The following is a 20565-nucleotide window of genomic DNA, read 5'->3' as shown; positions in this document are numbered from 1 at the left end:
GCCGATCCGTGCACCGGGGCACGGCGTGAGCTGCGTCACCGCACACCGCTGCGTGATCACCTGCCCCCTTACGGATGACGCACCCTGGACGGGGCGCGGTCCGTGGGTTAGCTTCCAGCGCCATGAGGGCCAAGGGGAAGATGCGACGACTGATGTCTCCGGCGCTGTGCGGGGCGGCGCTGGCCGCCGCACTGGCCGCACCGGCGGCCCACGCGGCACCCGTCGAGGGGCACGGGCCCGCCCGCCTGCCGGCGTGGACGTCCACCGACACCGGAACCGGCGCCCGCTTCCGCGGCCTCGCGGCCGTCAGCAGCCGCACGGCCTGGCTCGCCGGATCCCTGGGCACGGTGCTGCGCACCACCGACGGCGGCAGACACTGGCGCGACGTGTCGCCGCCCGGCACGGCCCAGGAGGAGCTGGAGTTCCGCGACATCGAGGCCTTCGACGCCCGGCGGGCGGTGGCCCTGGCCATCGGCGAGGGCGAGGCGTCCCGGGTGTTCCGCACCGACGACGGCGGGGCCACCTGGACCGAGTCCTTCCGCAACACCGACGCACACGCCTTCTACGACTGCCTCACCTTCTTCGACAGCCGGCACGGACTGGCCATGAGCGACCCGGTGGACGGGCGGTTCCGCATCCTGTCCACCGCCGACGGCGGGCGCAGCTGGAAGGTGCTGCCCGGTGCGGGCATGCCGCAGGCCCAGGCCGGCGAGGCGGGGTTCGCCGCCAGTGGCCAGTGCCTGGTCAGCTCCGGTCCCAGGGACGTCTGGCTGGCGACCGGCGGGGCGGCCACCGCCCGCGTCCTGCACTCGCGCGACCGCGGACTGACCTGGACGGCGACGGAGTCGCCGGTCCCGGCCGGGGACCCGGCCAGGGGCGTCTTCGGCCTCGCCTTCCGGGACCGTACCCACGGCATCGCGGTCGGCGGCGACTACCGCGCCGACCAGCCCTCGCCCCGGGCCTCCGCCACCACATCCGACGGCGGCCGCAGCTGGCGGCCGTCACCCGCCGCGCCCGCCGCCTACCGCTCGGGAGTCGCCTGGCTGCCGCACAGCCGGTCGGCTGCGCTGGCCGTCGGCCCGACCGGCACCGACCTCACCACGGACGGCGGACGCACCTGGCGCACGGTCGGCACCGGCTCCTACGACACGGTGGACTGCACCGCGGACGGCGCCTGCTGGGCGGCCGGCGAACAGGGACGGGCGGCGCGCGCGGTGGTCCGCTGAGAAGCGGCTACGGCTGCTGGCGGTACGGGGCGAGCGCGTCCGACGTCTTCGTCGCGATGAACTCCGTGACGCGGTAGGCGCAGACGCCCGCCACGACGAAGGGGTCGGACTCCGTGAGCCGGGTGATCGCGGCCCGGTCGTCCCCGACGGCGAGAATCACCCCGCCCTCGCGGGGGTTCTTGCGCCCGGAGGCGATGATCACTCCTGCCGCGTACTGCCTGTCGAGCCAGGCGACATGATCCTTCATCACGGCGTCGACGCGGTCCAGCGGGGCGGTGTAGGAAAGATCCAGTACGAACATGATCCTCAGGCTACGGGAGCGGGACCCCGGACCGGCCGGCGACGGTCCCCGTCCCCCTAAACTGGACGGCACCATGACAACACTCCGGACGCCCGCCGACGAGGCCGAGGCCCGCGCCCTCCAGGACACCCTGCGCACCCGGGTGGTGCTCGACGAGCCGGGGCCGCCGCCGGGCACCGGCCGGGTGACGGGCGTCGACGTCGCCTACGACGACGAGCGCGATGTCGTGGCGGCGGCGGCCGTCGTGCTCGACGCGGCCACGCTGGAGGTGGTGGCGGAGTCCACCGCCGTCGGCACGATCACCTTCCCGTACGTCCCCGGCCTCCTGGCGTTCCGGGAGATCCCCACCGTGCTGGCCGCACTGGAGTCGCTGACCGTCGACCCCGGGCTCGTCGTCTGCGACGGCTACGGGCGGGCTCACCCGCGCCGTTTCGGCCTCGCCAGCCACCTGGGCGTCCTCACCGGGCTCCCGGTCATCGGCGTCGCGAAGAACCCGTTCACCTTCTCGTACGAACAGCCCGGCCCCCGCCGCGGGGACAGCTCACCGCTGCTCGACGGGGACGAGGAGGTGGGGCGGGCGCTGCGCACCCAGGACGGCACCAAACCGGTGTACGTCTCCGTCGGGCACCGCACCGGCCTGGACAACGCGTGCGCGCACACTCTGCTGTTGGCCCCGGACTTCCGGCAGCCGGAGACCACCCGCAGGGCCGACGCGCTGTGCAGGAGTGCGCTGCGCGAGGCGACCGCCTGAGCGGCGGCGCCGTGCCGGTGGCCGGGGTGCCTGAGTATCCGTACGGATAGCGCCCGGCGATCATGGTCGGCAGTCTGGACACATGAACGCAACTCGCTCGGACGTCCGGACCGCACCCCTTCACCCCGCTCAGCGCCGTGTGGCGGCGGGCCTGCTGATCGGGGGCGCGGTCGGGTTCGTCTGGGCCGGGGCGATGCTCTACACCCTGGCGTCCTGGATCCTCTAGCGGTACGTCAGCGCGCGGCCGCCACCCGGAAGCGCAGACCGGCCCCGCGCAGACGCGCCAGCAGCGCGTCCCCCATCGCGACGGCCGTGGTGACCTGCCCCGAGGTCCGCGGGAGCTCGTCCAGCGCCAGGCACAGCGCCGACTCCGCCAGCATCTTCGCCGTCTCGTCGTAGCCCGGGTCGCCGCCCGACACCTCCGTGAAGACCCGGCGGCCCCCGCCCTCGCCGACGAACCGGACCGTGAACCAGCTCCGCCGGCGGCGCTCCTTGTCCGGGCCGTCGCCCGGCTCGTAGCGGTCCATCAGCCACGACCGGGCGGCCGGCAGCTGCGCGGCACCCAGCAGGGCGCCCAGCGCCGCCGTACCCCCCAGGGCCACCGGCAGATGCTTCACCGAGGCGTAGTGGCGGTAGCGGAAGTCGGGGCCGTAGCGCGGCAGTGCCCGGGCCGAGCGCTCCACGATCTGCGCGTCGAGCGTGGGCAGCGGAAGCGCCCAGGTGCCGGTCTCCGCGCTGAAGCGCGGCGCGCCGAGCGGGGCGCGGGCGCGGCGGCCGACCAGCCGCGGCTCGTGGAGCCGGCGCTCCTTCGCGGCGCGCAGCATCTGCGGGCCGCGGCCCATGGCGGTGAGCGCGGAGGCGAACGTGCCGCCCGAGAAGACGGCGTTGGAGCGGACGAACCCGTCGATGCGCAGCGGTACGTCCTCGGGCAGCTGCCCGACGGTGAAGTACACCCCGAGGTCGTGCGGCACGGAGTCGAATCCGCAGGCGTGCACGATCCGGGCCCCGGTCTCCCGGGCCCTCGCGTCGTGCTCCAGATACATCCGGTCGGCGAACTCCGGCTCGCCCGAGAGGTCCGCGTAGTCCGTCCCCGCCTCGGCGCAGGCCGCGACCAGCCGCTCCCCGTACCAGACGTACGGGCCGACGGTCGTGGCCACCACATGGGTGGACTCGGCCAGTTCGCGCAGCGCGTCCGGGTCGTCGGCGTCCGCGTGCAGCAGCGGGACGTCCGCGCAGCGCGGATCGAGGGCGGTGAGACGGTTGCGCAACTGCTCCAGCTTGGCGCGGTTGCGGCCGGCCAGGGCCCAGCGGCAGCCGTCCGGGGCATGGGCCGCCAGATACTCGGCCGTCAGCACGCCCACGAAGCCGGTGGCGCCGAAGAGGACCACGTCATAGGGGCGTTGTGCCCCGTTCTGCCTGTTCACGAGTGCCTCCGCAGGGGCCGGCGCCGATGTAGCAGGCAGAGGGTAGCGGAGCCGGCCGTGGCGCTGTGCGGCCGGGGAGGCTTCGTGGGGGAGGATCCCGGGGAAAGAACTAAGCGCTTGCTCGCCCCAAAGGGTTGTGCGGAGCGCGGTGCGTTCTTAGCATCATCGATGTTACATCGGTTGTGTCATACCGCTGGGGGCTCGATGGCAACGACAGGGAACGGCTCACACGGTCCGCGGGGCCCGCTGGCCGGAGTGCGCGTGGTCGAGCTGGCCGGCATCGGCCCCGGCCCGTTCGCCGCGATGCTGCTGGCCGATCTCGGCGCCGACGTGGTGCGCGTCGACCGGCCCGGCGGTGCGGGGCTCGGCATCGACCCCGCCCACGACCTCACCAACCGCAACAAACGCTCCGTCCTCGTCGACCTCAAGGCCCCCGACGGCCCGGCCACGGTCCTGGACCTGGTGGAACGCGCCGACATCCTGATCGAGGGCTACCGGCCCGGCGTCGCCGAGCGCCTGGGCGTCGGCCCCGAAGCCTGCCTGGAACGCAATCCGCAGCTCGTCTACGGCCGGATGACCGGCTGGGGCCAGGACGGGCCGCTCGCCGACCGGGCCGGACACGACATCGCCTACATCGCCCTCACCGGCACCCTCTCCATGATCGGCAAGCCGGGGGAGCCGCCCACCGTCCCGGCCAACCTGCTCGGCGACTACGCCGGCGGCTCGCTCTACCTCGTCGTCGGCGTCCTCGCGGCCCTCCAGCACGCCCGGACCCCCGGCGGGGCGGGCCAGGTCGTCGACGCGGCGATCGTCGACGGCGCCTCCCACCTCGCCATGATGATCCACGGCATGCTCGCGGCCGGCGGCTGGCAGGACCGGCGCGGCTCCAACCTGCTGGACGGCGGCTGCCCGTTCTACGGCTCATACGAGACCGCCGACGGCGAGTACATGGCGGTCGGCCCGCTGGAGCAGCGGTTCTACGCGGAGTTCACCGAGCTCCTCGGCCTCGGCGACACCGCGCCGGACCGGGGCGACCCGGCACGCTGGGACGAGCTGCGCGCGGCCGTCGCCGCCCGGTTCCGCACCCGCACCCGCGCCGAGTGGACCGAGGTCTTCGACGGCTCGGACGCCTGTGTGGCACCCGTCCTCTCGCTGCGCGAGGCCCCGCACCACCCACACCTCGCGGCCCGCTCCACCTTCGTCGAACACAGCGGACTCACCCAGCCGGCGCCCGCGCCCCGGTTCTCGGCCACACCCTCCTCGGTGTACGGCGGACCGGCGCTGCCGGGCGCGGACACCGAGGCCGTCGCCGCCGACTGGGGCGTACCGGCCCTGCGGACCAACCGGAAGGACACGACCGACTGATGCAGCGGCAGATCTTCACCGAGGAGCACGACGCGTTCCGCGAGACGGTCCGCACCTTCCTGACCAAGGAGGTGCTCCCGCACTACGAGCAGTGGGAGAAGGACGGCATCGTCTCGCGCGAGGCCTGGCGAGCGGCCGGACGGCAGGGGCTCCTCGGCCTCGCCGTCCCCGAGGAGTACGGCGGCGGCGGCAACGCCGACTTCCGCTACAGCGCCGTCCTGGCCGAGGAGTTCACCCGGGCGGGCGCCCCCGGCCTCGCGCTCGGGCTGCACAACGACATCATCGGCCCCTACCTCACCGGTCTCGGCACCGAGGAGCAGAAGCGGCGCTGGCTGCCGGGCTTCTGCAGCGGCGAGATCATCACCGCCATCGCCATGACCGAACCCGGCGCGGGCTCCGACCTCCAGGGCATCCGCACCACCGCCGAGGACCGGGGCGACCACTGGCTGCTCAACGGCTCCAAGACGTTCATCTCCAACGGCATCCTCGCCGACCTGGTGGTCGTCGTCGCGAAGACCACGCCCGAGGGCGGAGCGAAGGGGCTCTCGCTGATCGTCGTCGAGCGCGGCGCCGAGGGCTTCGAACGCGGCCGCAACCTCGACAAGATCGGCCAGAAGTCCCAGGACACCGCCGAGCTGTTCTTCCACGACGTGCGCGTCCCCAAGGAGAACCTCCTCGGGGAGCCCGACGGGGCCTTCATCCACCTGATGACGAACCTCGCCCAGGAACGCATGGGCATAGCCGTCGCCGGGATCGCCGCGGCCGAGCACCTCCTGGAGATCACCACCGCGTACGTCAAGGAGCGCGAGGCCTTCGGCCGGCCGCTCTCCAAGCTCCAGCACATCCGCTTCGAGATCGCGGAGATGGCCACCGAGTGCGCCGTCACCCGCTCCTTCCTCGACCGCTGCATCGTCGACCACTCGGAGGGCACCCTCGACGCCGTGCACGCCTCGATGGCGAAGTGGTGGGCGACCGAGCTGCAGAAGCGCGTCGCCGACCGCTGCCTCCAACTGCACGGCGGCTACGGCTACATGGCGGAGTACCCGGTGGCCAGGGCGTTCACCGACGGCCGCATCCAGACCATCTACGGCGGCACGACCGAGATCATGAAGGAGATCATCGGCCGCTCGCTGCTCGCCTGACCCCCGATCGCCGGACCACGCCCGCGCCACCACCCTCGAAAGGCAGCTGTCTTGAGTACCGAAGCATTCGTCTACGACGCGATCCGCACCCCGCGCGGACGCGGCAAGGCCAACGGGGCCCTGCACGGCACCAAGCCGATCGACCTCGTCGTCGGACTGATCCACGAGCTCCGCGACCGCTTCCCGGGCCTGGACCCGGCAGCCGTCGACGACATCGTGCTCGGGGTCGTCAGCCCGCTCGGCGACCAGGGCTCCGACATCGCGCGCATCGCCGCCATCGCGGCCGGCCTCCCCGACACCGTCGCCGGCGTCCAGGAGAACCGCTTCTGTGCCTCGGGCCTGGAAGCCGTCAACATGGCCGCCGCGAAGATCCGTTCGGGCTGGGAGGACCTCATCCTCGCGGGCGGCGTCGAGTCGATGTCCCGCGTCCCGATGGGCTCCGACGGCGGTGCCTGGGCGATGGACCCGATGACGAACTACGAGACCGGCTTCGCGCCCCAGGGGGTCGGCGCCGACCTCATCGCGACCATCGAGGGCTTCTCGCGCCGCGACGTCGACGAGTTCGCCGCCCTCTCGCAGGAGCGGGCCGCGGAGGCGTGGAAGGACAACCGCTTCGCGCGCTCCGTCGTCCCCGTCAAGGACCGCAACGGTCTCGTCGTCCTCGACCACGACGAGCACATGCGCCCCGGCACCACCGCCGACTCCCTCGCCTCGCTCAAGCCGTCGTTCGCGACGATCGGCGAGATGGGCGGCTTCGACGCCGTCGCCCTGCAGAAGTACCACTGGGTGGAGAAGATCGACCACGTCCACCACGCGGGCAACTCCTCCGGCATCGTCGACGGCGCCGCCCTCGTCGCGATCGGCTCGAAGGAGATCGGCGAGCGCTACGGCCTCACCCCGCGCGCCCGGATCGTCTCCGCCGCCGTCTCCGGCTCCGAGCCCACCATCATGCTCACCGGCCCCGCCCCCGCCACCCGCAAGGCGCTCGCCAAGGCCGGACTGACCATCGACGACATCGACCTGGTCGAGATCAACGAGGCCTTCGCCGGCGTCGTCCTGCGCTTCGCCCGCGACATGGGGCTCTCCCTCGACAAGATCAACGTCAACGGCGGCGCCATCGCGCTCGGCCACCCGCTCGGCGCCACCGGCGCGATGATCCTCGGCACGCTCATCGACGAACTGGAGCGCCAGGACAAGCGCTACGGCCTCGCCACCCTCTGCGTGGGCGGCGGCATGGGCATCGCCACCGTTATCGAGCGTCTCTGACCGTCCCCCTTCCTACGGAGAAGACAGACACATGACCGAGAGCACGACCATCCGCTGGGAACAGGACGAGACCGGCGTCGTCACCCTCGTACTCGACGACCCCGCCCAGTCCGCCAACACGATGAACCAGGCGTTCAAGGACTCCATCGCGGCGACCGCCGACCGCGCCGAGGCCGAGAAGGACTCCATCCGCGGGATCATCTACACCTCCGCGAAGAAGACGTTCTTCGCCGGCGGCGACCTCAAGGACATGATCAAGGTCGGCCCCGAGAACGCCCAGCAGGCGTTCGACACCGGCACCGCCATCAAGAGGTCACTGCGCCGGATCGAGACCCTCGGCAAGCCGGTCGTCGCCGCCATCAACGGCGCCGCTCTCGGCGGCGGTTACGAGATCGCGCTCGCCTCCCACCACCGCGTCGCCCTCGACGCCCCCGGCTCCCGCATCGGACTGCCCGAGGTCACCCTCGGCCTGCTGCCCGCCGGCGGCGGCGTCACCCGCACCGTACGCCTCATGGGCATCGCCGACGCGCTGCTCAAGGTCCTCCTCCAGGGCACCCAGTACACTCCGCAGCGGGCCCTGGAGAACGGTCTGGTCCACGAGGTCGCCGCGACCCGCGAGGAGATGCTGGCGAAGGCCCGCGCCTTCATCGACGCGAACCCGGAATCCCAGCAGCCCTGGGACGTCAAGGGCTACCGGATCCCCGGCGGCACCCCGTCGAACCCCAAGTTCGCCGCCAACCTGCCGGCGTTCCCGTCCAACCTGAAGAAGCAGCTGAACGGCGCCCCCATGCCCGCGCCGCGCAACATCCTGGCCGCGGCCGTCGAGGGCTCGCAGGTCGACTTCGAGACCGCGCTGACCATCGAGGCCCGGTACTTCACCGAGCTCGTCACCGGCCAGGTCTCGAAGAACATGATCCAGGCGTTCTTCTTCGACCTCCAGGCCGTCAACTCCGGTGCCAGCCGCCCCAAGGGCGTCGAGGAGCGCCAGGTCCGCAAGGTCGCCGTCCTCGGCGCCGGGATGATGGGCGCGGGCATCGCGTACTCCTGCGCCCGGGCCGGTATCGACGTCGTCCTCAAGGACGTCTCCACGGAGGCCGCCGCCAAGGGCAAGGCGTACAGCGAGAAGCTGCTCGCCAAGGCGCTCTCCCGGGGCCGTACGACCGAGGCGAAGCGCGACGAGCTGCTGGCCCGCATCACGCCGACCGGGGACCCGGCCGACCTCGCGGGCTGCGACGCCGTCATCGAGGCCGTCTTCGAGGACACCGCGCTCAAGCACAAGGTGTTCCAGGAGATCCAGGACATCATCGAGCCCGACGCCCTGCTCTGCTCCAACACCTCCACGCTGCCCATCACGGCCCTGGCCGAAGGGGTCGAGCGCCCCGCCGACTTCATCGGGCTGCACTTCTTCTCGCCCGTCGACAAGATGCCGCTCGTCGAGATCATCAAGGGCGAGAAGACCGGGGACGAGGCGCTGGCCCGCGCCTTCGACCTGGTCCGCCGGATCAAGAAGACGCCGATCGTCGTCAACGACTCGCGCGGCTTCTTCACCTCGCGCGTCATCGGCCAGTTCATCAACGAGGGCGTCGCGATGGTCGGCGAGGGCATCGAGCCCGCCTCCGTCGAGCAGGCCGCGGCCCAGGCCGGCTACCCGGCCAAGGTGCTCTCCCTGATGGACGAGCTGACCCTCACCCTGCCGCGCAAGATCCGCAACGAGACCAGGCGGGCCGTCGAGGAGGCGGGCGGCAGCTGGGCCGGCCACCCGTCGGACGCGGTCATCGACCGCATGGTCGACGAGTTCGGCCGCCCCGGCCGCAGCGGCGGCGCGGGCTTCTACGAGTACGACGAGAACGGCAAGCGCACCCGCCTCTGGCCCGGCCTGCGCGAGCACTTCGGGCGTTCCGGGGACCGCTCCCCGGGCGGGCACAGCACGGAGCCGGACACGGACGTCTCGTTCACCGACATGCAGGAGCGGATGCTCTTCTCCGAGGCGCTGGACAGTGTCCGCTGCCTGGAGGAGAACGTCCTGATCACCGTCGCCGACGCCAACATCGGCTCCATCATGGGCATCGGCTTCCCGCCGTGGACCGGCGGCGTGCTCCAGTACATCAACGGGTACGAGGGCGGCCTGCCCGGCTTCGTCGCCCGCGCCCGGGAACTCGCCGAGCGGTACGGCGACCGCTTCCTGCCGCCCGCACTGCTCGTCGAGAAGGCGGAGAAGGGCGAGACCTTCCACGACTGACGCCGCCACGGCTGTCGACGCCACGACGGGCCGCACCACCGGTGCGGCCCGTCAGGCCGCTACTCGGCCGCGAAGGCGGCCCGCAACTCCTCCTTGAGGGAGCGCTGGAACGCGGTCACCAGCGCCTGCAGCACGATCGGCTGCATGTGAGCCGAGAGCGACTTCATCGCCTTGAGGTGCTCGGGGTCCGACTCCCGCTCCCGGTACGGATTCCACACCTCGTCCCGGAACAGCCGGGTCAGCTCGTGCGCGGCCGAGCGGGTGTGCTCCAGCAGGACGGTGCGCGCGGCGAGGATCGTCTCGTGCGCGATCGGCACGTCGAGCAGCTCCACCCCGAGCCGCAGCAGCCCCGGATCCACCCGGTACACACCGTCCCCCGGATCGGCCCGCTCCAGCACCCCCATCGCGGCCAGCCGGTCGATGTCCTGCTGCGCCAGCGGCCGCCCCGCCCGCCGCTCCAGCTCCGCCCGCGTCGCGTCCTCCGCCGAATCGGGGGCCCAAGAGGCCACGAGCGCACGGTGGATGGCCAGATCGTGGGCGCTCAGATCGGGCGGCAGCTGCTCCAGATAGCGTTCGATCGCGGCGAGCGTCATGCCCTGGTGCTGGAGCTCCTCGATGAGCGCCAGCCGGGACAGGTGCTCGTGCCCGTAGTGCCCCACCCGGCGCGGCCCGATGACCGGCGGCGGCAACAGACCCCGGGTGCTGTAGAACCGCACGGTGCGCACGGTGACTCCGGCGCGCGCCGCCAGCTCGTCCACCGTGAGCGTCGGCTCGTCGGTCCCGGTCGCCATCTCTGCTCCTCGTGTCGGACAGCATCGGTGTCTCACCACTGCTGTGAAAGTGTCCGCCACCGCGGCTGCGCCGTCCACCCCGGCCCCCGTTGTCAGTGGGCGCCCATACGGTGGGTTCATGCCGGAGATCACTTATGTACGGGGGGACGCCACGGCCCCGCAGGGCAAGGGCGTCAAGCTGATCGTCCATGTCTGCAACGACCTCGGAGGCTGGGGCAAGGGCTTCGTCCTGGCCCTCTCGCGCCGCTGGCCCGAGCCCGAGGCGGCCTACCGCCGATGGCACCGCGAGCGCGCGGCCAATGACTTCGGCCTCGGCGCCGTGCAGTTCGTGCAGGTGAGCCCCTACGTCTGGGTGGCGAACGCGGTGGGCCAGCACGGGATGCGCAGGGGGAGCAACGGGGTCCCGGTGCGGTACGAGGCGATCGACACGGCGCTGGGAGCGGTGGCGGACCGGGCGGCCGGGCTGGGGGCCTCGGTGCACATGCCCCGGATCGGCTGCGGGCTGGCGGGCGGGAAGTGGTCGCGGATCGAGCCGCTGATAGCCAAACGGCTGACCGGACGGGGTCTGCCCGTGACGGTGTACGACTTCGACTGACGGAAGGCGCCCCCACTGCCGTCAACGGCCGGCCGGGGCGCGTTACAGGAATACGGGGCACGTCACTCCGTATCGGCTCCTATGGTGGGAGAGGAAGCCACAAAACGGGGGAGGGTCCATGACGGCACGGAGCACCGACGGGACGGCGCCGGTCCTGGCGCTCGACGCGGCACCTCCCTCCGACGCGCTGAGCGAGCAGATCCTGGACGCCGCACGCGAGCAGTTCATGACCTTCGGGCTGCGACGCTCCACTGTCGACGACGTCGCCAAGCGCGCCAAGGTCTCCCGGGTGACCGTCTACCGGCGGATCGGCAACAAGGACAGCCTCGTCTCCGCCTGTCTGCTGCGCGAGTACCACCGCTTCGTCGTGGAGGTGGACGAGGCCGTGGCCGCGCTGCCCACGACGGAGGACCGGCTCGTCGAGGGCTTCACCGCCGTGCTCCGGCACATCCGCGAGCACCCGCTCATCGGCGGTCTGCTGAGGCTGGAACCCGAGACCATGCTGCCCTTCCTGACCCTGGAGAGCGGCCCGGCCTTCCTCGCCATCCGCGCCTACCTGGCCGACCGGCTGCGGGAGGCCCGGTGGGCGGAGGGCAGGCCGGCGGGTGATCCCACCCCCGTCGCCGAGCTGATGGTGCGGATCACCGTCTCCTTCCTCCTCAATCCCGTCAGCTGTTTCGAGCTGGACGACGACACCCAGGTGCGGGAGTTCGCCCGCCGCTGTCTGGTGCCGCTGCTCGCTGCCGGTTAGAGCCGTCGGGGGTCCCGCCGGCCTCGTCGGGCAGCGGCTCCAGGGGGCGGTTGCGGGCCCAGTGCGGTCCGAGGTCGTCGAGCCGCCAGCCGAAGGGGTACGAACGGGGCTGCGGGCGCGAGGGGAAGCGGCGCGGCCGGGCCGGCAGCCGGCGTACGCACCGGGCGCGCAGGCGCAGGGCTGCCGAGGCCGAGGCCTGCGCCCACTGCGGTTGCGGCCGGAAGCCCAGCGCCCTGAGCAGCGGCTCGTCGAGCAGGGCGAGCGAGAATCTGGCCACCAGGGGCCGTAACGGACGCGGATACCAGCCGGCCATGACGCGGAAGGAGGCGTTCGCGACCCGCCGGTTGGCCGGGTCGTACGCGAACATCTGCTCCTCGTAGGAGTCGAGGAGCCGCTCGAACCCCTCGTATGTGTCGGGCACATCCGCGATGCCCATGACCGAGGCCATCTTGCGGCCGACCTCGACCAGCGCCTGCACCTCCTGGTCGCACAGGGGGCGCCAGCCGAACCGGTCGATCCAGCGCTTCGGCCCCACGACCGTGGTCGCCAGGACGTAGCGGAAGTCCTCGTTCGGGATGCGGTACTTGCCGTGGATCCGGTTGAGATGGCGTGCGGCGGCCCGTCCGCGCTCCGAGTCGAAGCCGTCGGCGGCCATCTCGTACCCGAGCAGCACCGTGTCGTCGTACCGCTTCTGCCCGGCCCGTTCGAACTCCTGGGTCCGGTCCAGGAGCACGGAGATCCGCGGGACGCCGTAGTCCCGGAGGAAGGCGACGCTCACCCCCTGCCGGTAGTCCCAGGGGAACTCGTACTGCGAGATCAGCCGAAGGATCTCGGCGTAGTCGCGTGCCGGATCCATCCGGCGTATCTCGTGCAGGCGGCTGTATCGGCCCATGGTGCGCCCTCCTGTCCGTGTACCGACTCCCTGCGAGGCCACCGACGGGTCAACTCACATGAGATGCAAGGGATATGACTGACCGTCCGGTGCGAGAGTCAAAGTTACAAATACTATCGACTTGTTTCACGGGGTCCGTCAACACTGCCGGCGCCATCGAGGGAGCGGCGTGCGAGCCCGTGCCGCGGGGGCGGCTGCGCGCGGCGCGCGAAGCGCTCGCATACTGGATCACGCAGGGGCCGGGCGCCGATCCGTACGCCCGCCGAATGTCGGGAGCACCGTATGAGCAGCAGCGAGCCGGCCAGGGGTGACGACCCCGTACCGCCCCCTCCCGGGGGTGTGCTGTGGAGTCTGTCCGGGGACGTCCGGGCCCTGCTGATGCTGCCCGCCGCCCTCACCCTCCAGGTCGCCCACCCCGCGGTCGGTGCGGGCGTCGACGAGCACTCCGTGTTCCGTACGGACCCGTGGGGGCGCGGGGAACGCTCCCTGAGCTCGCTCCAGCTCTGGGTGTACGGGGGTGCGGAAGCCGCCGAGGAGGGGCGCAGGCTCCGCCGGCTGCACCGCACCATCCGGGGCACGGACACCCGGGGCCGCCCGTACCACGCACTGTCACCGGCGAACTACGCATGGGTGCACGCCACCGGATTCCCCGTGTACCAGCACGCGGCCCGGTACCTGATCCGCCCGCTCGGCGCGGCGCAGGAGCGGGCGCTGTACCGGGAGTGGCTCCAGGTGGGCCGGGTGCTCGGGATCCACGACCGGGACATGCCGCAGACGATCGAGGAGTTCTGGCCCTACTACCGCGGCATGCTCGCCACCGAGGTGGAGCGGACGGTCGTCGTCGACGAACTCGTCGCCACCGCCACCCCCGTACCGCCGCCCGACCGCGGCCCCCTGGCCCTGCGGCTGCTGCTGAGGGCGCTGTGGCCGGTTCTCCTGCCGCCCCTGACCCGGTTCCGCGGGTTCCTCACGGTCGGACTGATGCCGCCGGACGCGCGCGAGGCGATCGGTCTGGAGTGGACACAGGGGCAGGAGCGCGCACTGCGGAGGTTCTGCGCCGTGCTGCGGGTGGTGGTGCCGGTGCTGCCGGAGCGTCTGCGGTATCTGCCGCGGGCGCGTCGGGCGAGGGCGGCCCACCGGAAGGCGCGGTGCTGACCGGGCTTCTCCGCGGCGACCGGCCTCGCACGGCGACGGTCACGCCGATGCGCGGCGGATCAGCTGCGTCGGCATGATGACGGAATCGGTGTCCCCGGAGCCGGAGCCGGAACGGGCGGGTCCGGAGAGGGCCTCGGCACCCGCGCCTCTGCCCTTGCCGGCGCCTTCACCCTCGTTGAGCCGTTCCATCAGCAGCCTGACCATCAACCTGCCCATGCCCACCACGTCCTGACGGACCGTCGTCAGCGGTGGATCGGTCGTCTCGGCGACCGACTCCAGGTCGTCGAAGCCGACCAGGGCGACGTCCTGCGGTACGCGCAGGCCACGGTCGCGCAGCACCCGCAGGGCGCCGGACGCCATGAGGTCGTTGGCGGCGAAGACGGCGTCGAGGTCAGGCCGTCGCTCCAGCAGGCGCGTCATTGCCCGGGCGCCGCCATCGGCGGTGAAGTCGCCGTCCGTGATGAGGGCGGGATCGCCGTCGGGCAGTACGTCGGTGTAGCCGTCGATCCGGTCGAGCGCCGACGTCTGGTCGCGCGGACCCGCGATGTGGGCGATGTTGCGGCGGCCGAGCGAGACCAGATGCCGCACGGCCTCGCGGGCGCCGCCGCGGTTGTCGCAGTCCACATAGGGGAACGCGAGCTCGGACGCGGCACCCGGCCGCCCGGGACGGCCGCCGTAGACGGTCGGCACCCGGAACCGCCTGATGACCTCGGGGAGTTCGTCGTCGGTGTGCAGCGAGAAGGCCAGCACCCCGTCCACATGGCCGCCGGCCAGATACCGGGTGACCCGTTCGAAGTCGCCGCTGCCCTCGACCAGGAGCAGGACCAGCTGGGCGTCGTGAACGCTGAGTTCACGGCTGATGCCGCGGATGTGCTGGGAGAAGAAGGGGTCGGAGAAGATCCGGGCCTCGGGCTCGTCGATGAGCACGGCGACCGCCCCGTTGCGCCGGGTGACCAGGGTCCGGGCGGCGTGGTTCGGTATGTAGCCGAGCTCCTCGACCGCCTTGCGGACCTGGTCCACGAGCGGCTGCCGCACCCCCGCACCGCCGTTCACCACCCGGGAGGCCGTTGCCCGGGAGACACCGGCGCGGGCCGCCACCGCCTCCAGGGTGGGGCGCGCGTCACGCTGGGCATCGGGGGTCGGACCGGGCAAGGGACGCTCCTCGGGGGCACGGACGATGCAGGAAACGGCCGGGCCCGGCCGATCAGCGCGAACCTCATCACCCTAAGGGCTGTCCCGCGATTCCTGGCGGGCGCACCTGTTGCGCGGGCTGCGGCCGGGGTACCTTCCCGCCATGCCGACACGTGTGCGGGGTTCCGCGAACGGCCCCGGCCGGGGCTCCGGCCCGCACCGCGTGCGCAACCTCGCGCTCACGGCCGTCGCCGCCGCGCTCGCCGTCCCGCTCGTCACCGTCCCCTCGGAGGCCGCGCACCTGCGGCCGCGTACCGGCTTCGAGTCCGCCGAGGGTGCGCGGTGGACCGGCCAGGACGAGGAGCGGTCCCTGCTCGCCGCCGTCGACCGCCACAGCGGCCTGGTCTCCGTCGAACGGATCGGCACGACGAAGGAGGGGCGGCCGCTGCGCCTCGTCCGGATCGGCAGTGAACGTCCGGCCGCGCCGGCCGTCCTGCTGGTCTGCAGCCAGCACGGCGACGAACCCGCCGGCCGCGAGGCGTGCCTGACGCTGATCCGTGACCTCGGCTACGCCACCGACCCGGCGACCCGCGCCCTGCTCTCCCGTACCAGCGTCCTGGTCCTGCCCACGGCCAACCCCGACGGCCTGGCCGCCGGGACCCGGGGCAACGCCGACGGCCTGGACATCAACCGCGACCACCTCGCGCTGCGCACCGCCGAGGCCCGCGCGCTGGCCGCCGTCATCCGGGACCGGACGCCCGAGGTGATCGACGACCTGCACGAGTACGGCGCGACCCCGCCGTACTACGACAAGGACCTCTACGTCCTGTGGCCCCGCAACCTCAACGCCGACGAGCGGGTGCACGACGAGTCGGCGCTGCTGGCCGAGCGCCATGTGCGTACGGCCGCGGTGGACGCCGGATTCAGCAGCGGCCGGTACGGCGTGTGGACCGACCCGGTGACGGGCGACCCGGTCAGGCAGACCGCGGGCGACGGACAGGAACGCATCCTGCGCAACACCGCGGCCCTCAAACACGCGGTCGGCCTGCTCGTCGAGTCCCGCATGGACGCGCTCTCGGCCGCCGAGCGGGCCGACCCCGCACTCGGCAACCGTCGCCGCGTCACCTCCCAACTCGCCGCTCTCAAGGGGCTGTTCTCCTATCTCGAAGAGCGGCATGACGCGGTCATGGAGGTCACGGCCCGGTCCCGGGCGGCGGGGCGGACCGACCGGGGGCCCGTGTACCTCGGGGGAGCGGACAACGAGGCGGCGCGGCCCGACGAGGTCCTGCGCCACCCGCCCTGCGGCTACCGGCTCACGGCGGAACAGTTCGGCGACGTGGGGGACGAACTGGCTCTGCACGGCGTCACGTCCCGGCCCGACGGTGACGGTGTGTACGTGCCCCTGCGGCAGCCGGCCCGGAAGCTGATTCCGCTCCTCCTGGACCGGAGGGCGACATATCACCTCACAAACGGTCAAGCCGATACCGCTTGTTGATCCCGTGAGATGCACACGGTGTGTGGTACTGCCTACGGAGAGCGATTTTCCAGCTTCCGCGAAAGGTGCCATTCGTGTCGCAGGACGATGAGAGAACGGGCGGCAGGGGGGATCTGTCGGTGACGGCGGATCTGCCCGTCGATCCGACGCAGGGCCGGCGCCCCACGACCGACCGGGTGGTGTTCGGGGTCGCCGCGGTCCTCACCCTCGCCTTCGTGGTCTGGGGGGCCACGGCCACCGACTCGCTGGAGGACGTGTCCGACACCCTGCTCAACGGGCTCCTCCACAACGGTGGTTGGGCCTTCATGCTGGCAGCCACCGGGTTCGTGGTCTTCGCCCTGTGGCTCGCCATCAGCCGGTACGGAAAGATCACCCTCGGCCAGGAGGGCGAGGAGCCGGAATTCAGGACCGTGTCCTGGGTCGCGATGATGTTCAGCGCCGGCATGGGAATCGGTCTGATGTTCTACGGGGTCAGTGAGCCCCTGGCGCACTTCACCGACCCGCCGCCCGGAACCCACCCCGCGGACGCCGCCGAGGCGCTGCAGACGGCGATGGCCACCACCCTCTTCCACTGGACGCTCCACCCCTGGGCGATCTACGCGGTGGTCGGGCTGGCCATCGCCTACAGCACCTTCCGGCGCCGCAGGCGGCAGACGATCAGCGCGGTGTTCGAACCGCTCATCGGCGCCCGCCACGCCCACGGCGGCTTCGGCCGCCTGATCGACATCCTCGCCATCTTCGCCACGCTCTTCGGCTCGGCGGCCTCACTGGGCCTGGGTGCCCTCCAGATCGGCAGCGGATTCCAGGAGCTGAACTGGCAGGAGAAGACGGGCACCGGCCTCCTGGTCCTGATCATCGCCGTGCTCACCGTCGCCTTCGTCGCCTCGGCGGTCTCCGGCGTGGAGAAGGGCATTCAGTGGCTCTCCAACATCAACATGGTGCTCGCCCTGATCCTGGCCGTCTTCGTGTTCATCGCGGGCCCCACGATCATCGTGCTGGACCTGCTGCCCACCTCGCTCGGCGCCTACCTCGGTGACCTGCCGCAGCTCATCGGACGCACCGAGGCGACCGGCGAGGGCAAGGTGGCCACCTGGCTGGGCAGCTGGACCGTCTTCTACTGGGCCTGGTGGATCTCCTGGACGCCCTTCGTGGGCATGTTCATCGCACGGATCAGCCGGGGCCGGACCATCCGCCAGTTCATCGGCGGGGTCATCCTCGTCCCGAGCACCGTCAGCCTCGTCTGGTTCGCGATCTTCGGCGGAACCGCGATCAAGCTCCAGGAGGCCGGCCGGCTGAGCGGGGCGGACACCCCGGAGGCCCAGCTCTTCGGCGTCCTCGCGGAGTTCCCGATCGCCACCGTGATGAGCGTGCTGGTGATGGTTCTGGTCGGCATCTTCTTCGTCTCGGGCGCGGACGCCGCCTCCATCGTGATGGGCACCCTCTCGCAGAAGGGCATCCTCGAACCCGCCAAGTGGGTCGTCATCTTCTGGGGCGTCGTCACCGGCGCCGTGGCCGCGATCATGCTGCTGATCGGGAACGGCAAGGGCAATGCGCTGGAGGGCCTGCAGAACCTGACCATTCTGGTGGCGGCGCCGTTCACCCTCGTGATGATCGGCATGTGCGTTTCCCTGATGCGCGACCTGCGGGAGGACCCGCTGATCGTGCGGCGCGAGTTCGGCGTGGAAGCCGTCGAGTCCGCGGTCATCGAGGGCCACGCCAAGTACGACGGCGACTTCGAGATCCGGATCGGCCCCGGCGGCAGCCAGGTCACCACGGAACGCCACGACGGGCCCGGCGGCTCGACCGCGGCTGACACCTAGGGTCTTCGTCCGGATCAGGCCGGACCCCGCGAGCCCGGCATGATCCAAACGAGAGGCCCTGGGTTCCGCCGGCGGACACGGCGGCTCAGCCCACCAGCTGGGCCGCCGCCTCGGCGCAGCCCAGGGCCACCGTCACGCCCGCGCCCCCGTGCCCGTAGTTGTGCACCAGCCGCCCGCCGCCCGGCAGCGCCTCCGCCTCGATCCGCACCCCGGCCTCCCGGGCCGGCCGCAGCCCCACGCGGTGTCCGATGACCCGCGCCCGGGCGATCTCCGGCCGGATCCGGGCGCAGCGGGCCACGATCTCCTGTGCGGTACGGGGATTGGGCACCGTGCTCCAGTCGTCGGCGCCGGCCGTGCCGCCGAGCACCAGCCTGCCGGGCTGGGGGAAGAAGTACGTCGTCTCGCTCGACGCCGGGTCCGCCTCGGTGAACCACTCGTCGATCCCCGGATTCTCGACCAGCACCAACTGCCCGCGCACCGAACGCATCCCGGCGTCCGGGACCAGGGCCCGGGCACCGAGCCCCGTGCAGTTGACCACCGTCGCCGCCTCCGCGGCCGCCTCGTCGAACGAGTTGACCTTGCGCCGCTCCACCGAACCCCCGGCGGCCCTGACCCGGTTCTCCAGCCATTCCAGATGGGCCGGCATGTCGAGCAGCGGCAGCCGGCACCGCAGCCCCTCGGCGGTCTCCACGACATCCGCGAGCTGTGCGGCCCACGGCCCGAGCGCGGCGAGCCGCTCGCCCCGGTGCACCCCGGCGACCAGCCGTACACCGGTCTCGTGCGGACGGCCGGCCAGTTCCTCGTACCACCGCAGCGAGGTCAGCGACCAGTCGCCGACCCGGTCCCGCGGCTCGATCCGGTAGGGCCACCACAGGGCGCCCGCGACCGCCGACGTCGTGGTCGCGGCCGGTTCCCTGGACCAGACCCGCACGCGATGGCCGCGCTCCGCCAGGACCGTCGCCGTGGTGAGACCACTGACCCCACCGCCCACCACAATCACTTCCGACACTGCCGCCCCGCCGTATCCGTTCGACTGTTCCTCGTTCAGGTGGCGACGCTAACGGAAATCCGCCACGGCGTGCTCACAACGGGCTCCGGACGGGAATACTCGGGTCATGTCTGCCCCGTACGCGACCTTCGGTCTGGCACCCGCCATGCGGGCCGGCGGTGTCCTGGCCAACGGTGACCACCAGGTGCACCGGGACTTCATGGACTTCCTCGTCGACGGCCGCCCGCTGCTCTTCCGCCTGTCCGACCTCGACGCCGTCTCCCCGCTCGCCTCCGACGTACCGCCCGCGATCTTCACCACCCATGTGCGCCGGCTGCTGCTGGAGGCCGAGGCGCCGCTCGCGGGCGGACGCTATGTGATCTACGGCTGCCCCGAGTGCGAGAGTCTCGAATGCGGGGCGGTCACCGCCGTCATCGAACGCGACGGCACGGACATCGTGTGGCGGGACTTCGCCTGGCAGACGTACGAGTCCGTCGACCTGGAGGAGGGCGGCTACCGGGACATAGGGCCGTACCGCTTCGACGGCGAGCAGTACCGCCGCGAGCTGGAACGGCTCCTGCCGGCCGCCGACGAGGCCGCCCCGCAGGCACAGGCTCCCGCCGCCCGCCGCGTCCTGCTCATCGGCGCCCGGGTCGCCGGCCTGGCCCGGCTCGCCGCCGCCCTGCGCACCATCGGCATCGGCGCCGACATCACCGCGGACGCCGCACAGGTGCCCGGCGAGGAACTGCGCGCCTACCGCGCCGTCCTCTTCGGGCGCGCGGTCGGCGACCCGGAGCGCACCGCCGTGCGCGAGGCGTTCGGCCGGGCCGGCACGGACGTCGCGTACGTCGACGGGCTCGCCCCGGTCGTCCCCGTCCTCGTCGCCCAGATCGAGCACGCCCTGGACCGCGGCGCCCCCGCCCAGCACCGGCTGGTCCGGCTGGACGCGGCGGGCGGCACGGCCGCGGTGGAGGTCACCTCGCCCTGCCGGGTGACCCTGGTCGCCTACCGCCTCGACCTGCTGTCCCGCACCCGCGCCCACGAGCTGTTCAACGGCTTCCTGGAACCGGGCGAACACCGCATCCCGCTGGACGCGGGGGCCGTGAAGGGCCGCTCCTTCCTGGTGGCCCGCACGACGGGAAGCGTGCTGGCCGCCCCTGTGGTGCACCGCTGAACAGCCCGTCGGCGCAGGCCGCGGACCACCCGCCGACGGCAGGGCCGCCCGGGCCGCCC

Annotated in this window: 19 protein-coding genes; 13 read left to right on the top strand and 6 right to left on the bottom strand. The window is 72.2% G+C overall.

Annotation, left to right across the window (positions count from 1 at the left end; all coding sequences use genetic code 11):
• Positions 1–122: 122 nt before the first annotated feature.
• Positions 123–1226, top strand: a complete 1104-nt coding sequence (locus OG521_05455; GenBank protein WUW20264.1) for an oxidoreductase — start codon at positions 123–125, stop codon at positions 1224–1226.
• A gap of 7 nt (positions 1227–1233) precedes the next feature.
• Here the strand turns inward: OG521_05455 and OG521_05450 are convergent, their stop codons facing one another.
• On the bottom strand, positions 1234–1527 hold the full coding sequence (locus OG521_05450) for a YciI family protein (GenBank protein WUW20263.1): 294 nt from the start codon (positions 1525–1527) through the stop codon (positions 1234–1236).
• Positions 1528–1600: 73 nt separating this feature from the next.
• Between OG521_05450 and OG521_05445 the strand changes: the two genes are divergently transcribed.
• Positions 1601–2278 (top strand): endonuclease V, encoded by a 678-nt coding sequence (locus OG521_05445; protein ID WUW20262.1) that lies wholly within the window; start codon positions 1601–1603, stop codon positions 2276–2278.
• A gap of 82 nt (positions 2279–2360) precedes the next feature.
• Positions 2361–2504, top strand: a complete 144-nt coding sequence (locus tag OG521_05440) for a hypothetical protein (protein WUW20261.1) — start codon at positions 2361–2363, stop codon at positions 2502–2504.
• Positions 2505–2511: 7 nt separating this feature from the next.
• On the opposite strand, the gene OG521_05435 is transcribed toward OG521_05440, so the two are convergent.
• Positions 2512–3702 carry a saccharopine dehydrogenase NADP-binding domain-containing protein gene (locus tag OG521_05435; protein WUW20260.1) on the bottom strand — a complete coding sequence of 397 codons (1191 nt, stop codon included), beginning with the start codon at positions 3700–3702 and terminating at the stop codon, positions 2512–2514.
• Positions 3703–3906: 204 nt separating this feature from the next.
• On the opposite strand from OG521_05435, the gene OG521_05430 reads away from it, so the two are divergent.
• Genes OG521_05430 through OG521_05415 form a run of 4 tightly spaced genes read left to right on the top strand, consistent with a single transcriptional unit; the run spans position 3907 to position 9714 of the window.
• Positions 3907–5067: a CoA transferase gene (locus OG521_05430; protein ID WUW20259.1), complete on the top strand. Its 1161-nt coding sequence runs from the start codon at positions 3907–3909 to the stop codon at positions 5065–5067.
• Positions 5067–6209 (top strand): acyl-CoA dehydrogenase family protein, encoded by a 1143-nt coding sequence (locus tag OG521_05425; GenBank protein WUW20258.1) that lies wholly within the window; start codon positions 5067–5069, stop codon positions 6207–6209. Before OG521_05430 ends, OG521_05425 begins: the two co-directional genes overlap by 1 nt.
• A 51-nt stretch (positions 6210–6260) precedes the next feature.
• Positions 6261–7475 carry an acetyl-CoA C-acetyltransferase gene (locus tag OG521_05420; GenBank protein WUW20257.1) on the top strand — a complete coding sequence of 405 codons (1215 nt, stop codon included), beginning with the start codon at positions 6261–6263 and terminating at the stop codon, positions 7473–7475.
• A 31-nt stretch (positions 7476–7506) separates the two neighbouring features.
• A complete protein-coding gene (locus OG521_05415; protein ID WUW20256.1) occupies positions 7507–9714 on the top strand; it encodes a 3-hydroxyacyl-CoA dehydrogenase NAD-binding domain-containing protein in 2208 nt (735 codons plus the stop codon).
• Positions 9715–9773: 59 nt separating this feature from the next.
• Here OG521_05415 and OG521_05410 read toward each other — a convergent pair whose 3' ends face one another.
• The gene (locus OG521_05410) at positions 9774–10505 is read right to left on the bottom strand and encodes a MerR family transcriptional regulator (GenBank protein WUW20255.1); all 732 of its coding nucleotides are present in this window, start codon (positions 10503–10505) and stop codon (positions 9774–9776) included.
• 118 nt (positions 10506–10623) lie between these two features.
• Here OG521_05410 and OG521_05405 point away from each other — a divergent pair, with 118 nt between their 5' ends.
• Complete coding sequence (locus OG521_05405) at positions 10624–11100, top strand: macro domain-containing protein (GenBank protein ID WUW20254.1); 477 nt, start codon at positions 10624–10626, stop codon at positions 11098–11100.
• A gap of 118 nt (positions 11101–11218) precedes the next feature.
• Positions 11219–11851: a TetR/AcrR family transcriptional regulator gene (locus OG521_05400; protein WUW20253.1), complete on the top strand. Its 633-nt coding sequence runs from the start codon at positions 11219–11221 to the stop codon at positions 11849–11851.
• Here OG521_05400 and OG521_05395 read toward each other — a convergent pair.
• A complete protein-coding gene (locus OG521_05395; GenBank protein ID WUW20252.1) occupies positions 11769–12743 on the bottom strand; it encodes a DUF2236 domain-containing protein in 975 nt (324 codons plus the stop codon). The genes OG521_05400 and OG521_05395 overlap by 83 nt on opposite strands.
• A 282-nt stretch (positions 12744–13025) precedes the next feature.
• On the opposite strand from OG521_05395, the gene OG521_05390 reads away from it, so the two are divergent.
• Positions 13026–13898, top strand: coding sequence for a DUF2236 domain-containing protein (locus OG521_05390; protein WUW20251.1), 873 nt, complete (start codon positions 13026–13028; stop codon positions 13896–13898).
• A 39-nt stretch (positions 13899–13937) separates the two neighbouring features.
• On the opposite strand, the gene OG521_05385 is transcribed toward OG521_05390, so the two are convergent.
• Entirely contained in the window at positions 13938–15050 is a 1113-nt protein-coding gene (locus OG521_05385) for a LacI family transcriptional regulator (protein WUW20250.1), read from the bottom strand.
• Positions 15051–15192: 142 nt separating this feature from the next.
• Here OG521_05385 and OG521_05380 point away from each other — a divergent pair, with 142 nt between their 5' ends.
• Both OG521_05380 and OG521_05375 read left to right on the top strand, forming a co-directional pair.
• A complete protein-coding gene (locus OG521_05380) occupies positions 15193–16524 on the top strand; it encodes a M14 family metallocarboxypeptidase (protein WUW20249.1) in 1332 nt (443 codons plus the stop codon).
• Positions 16525–16598: 74 nt separating this feature from the next.
• Positions 16599–18344: a BCCT family transporter gene (locus OG521_05375; GenBank protein WUW20248.1), complete on the top strand. Its 1746-nt coding sequence runs from the start codon at positions 16599–16601 to the stop codon at positions 18342–18344.
• 85 nt (positions 18345–18429) lie between these two features.
• Here OG521_05375 and OG521_05370 read toward each other — a convergent pair whose 3' ends face one another.
• Positions 18430–19353 carry an FAD-binding oxidoreductase gene (locus tag OG521_05370; GenBank protein WUW20247.1) on the bottom strand — a complete coding sequence of 308 codons (924 nt, stop codon included), beginning with the start codon at positions 19351–19353 and terminating at the stop codon, positions 18430–18432.
• A gap of 106 nt (positions 19354–19459) precedes the next feature.
• Here OG521_05370 and OG521_05365 point away from each other — a divergent pair, with 106 nt between their 5' ends.
• Positions 19460–20506 (top strand): oxidoreductase, encoded by a 1047-nt coding sequence (locus OG521_05365; GenBank protein ID WUW20246.1) that lies wholly within the window; start codon positions 19460–19462, stop codon positions 20504–20506.
• Positions 20507–20565 lie beyond the last annotated feature (59 nt).

Origin of the sequence: Streptomyces sp. NBC_01463 (assembly GCA_036227345.1) — a bacterium.
In the GTDB taxonomy this organism is placed as follows: domain Bacteria; phylum Actinomycetota; class Actinomycetes; order Streptomycetales; family Streptomycetaceae; genus Streptomyces.
This window is presented reverse-complemented; position numbering and strand designations above follow the sequence as displayed.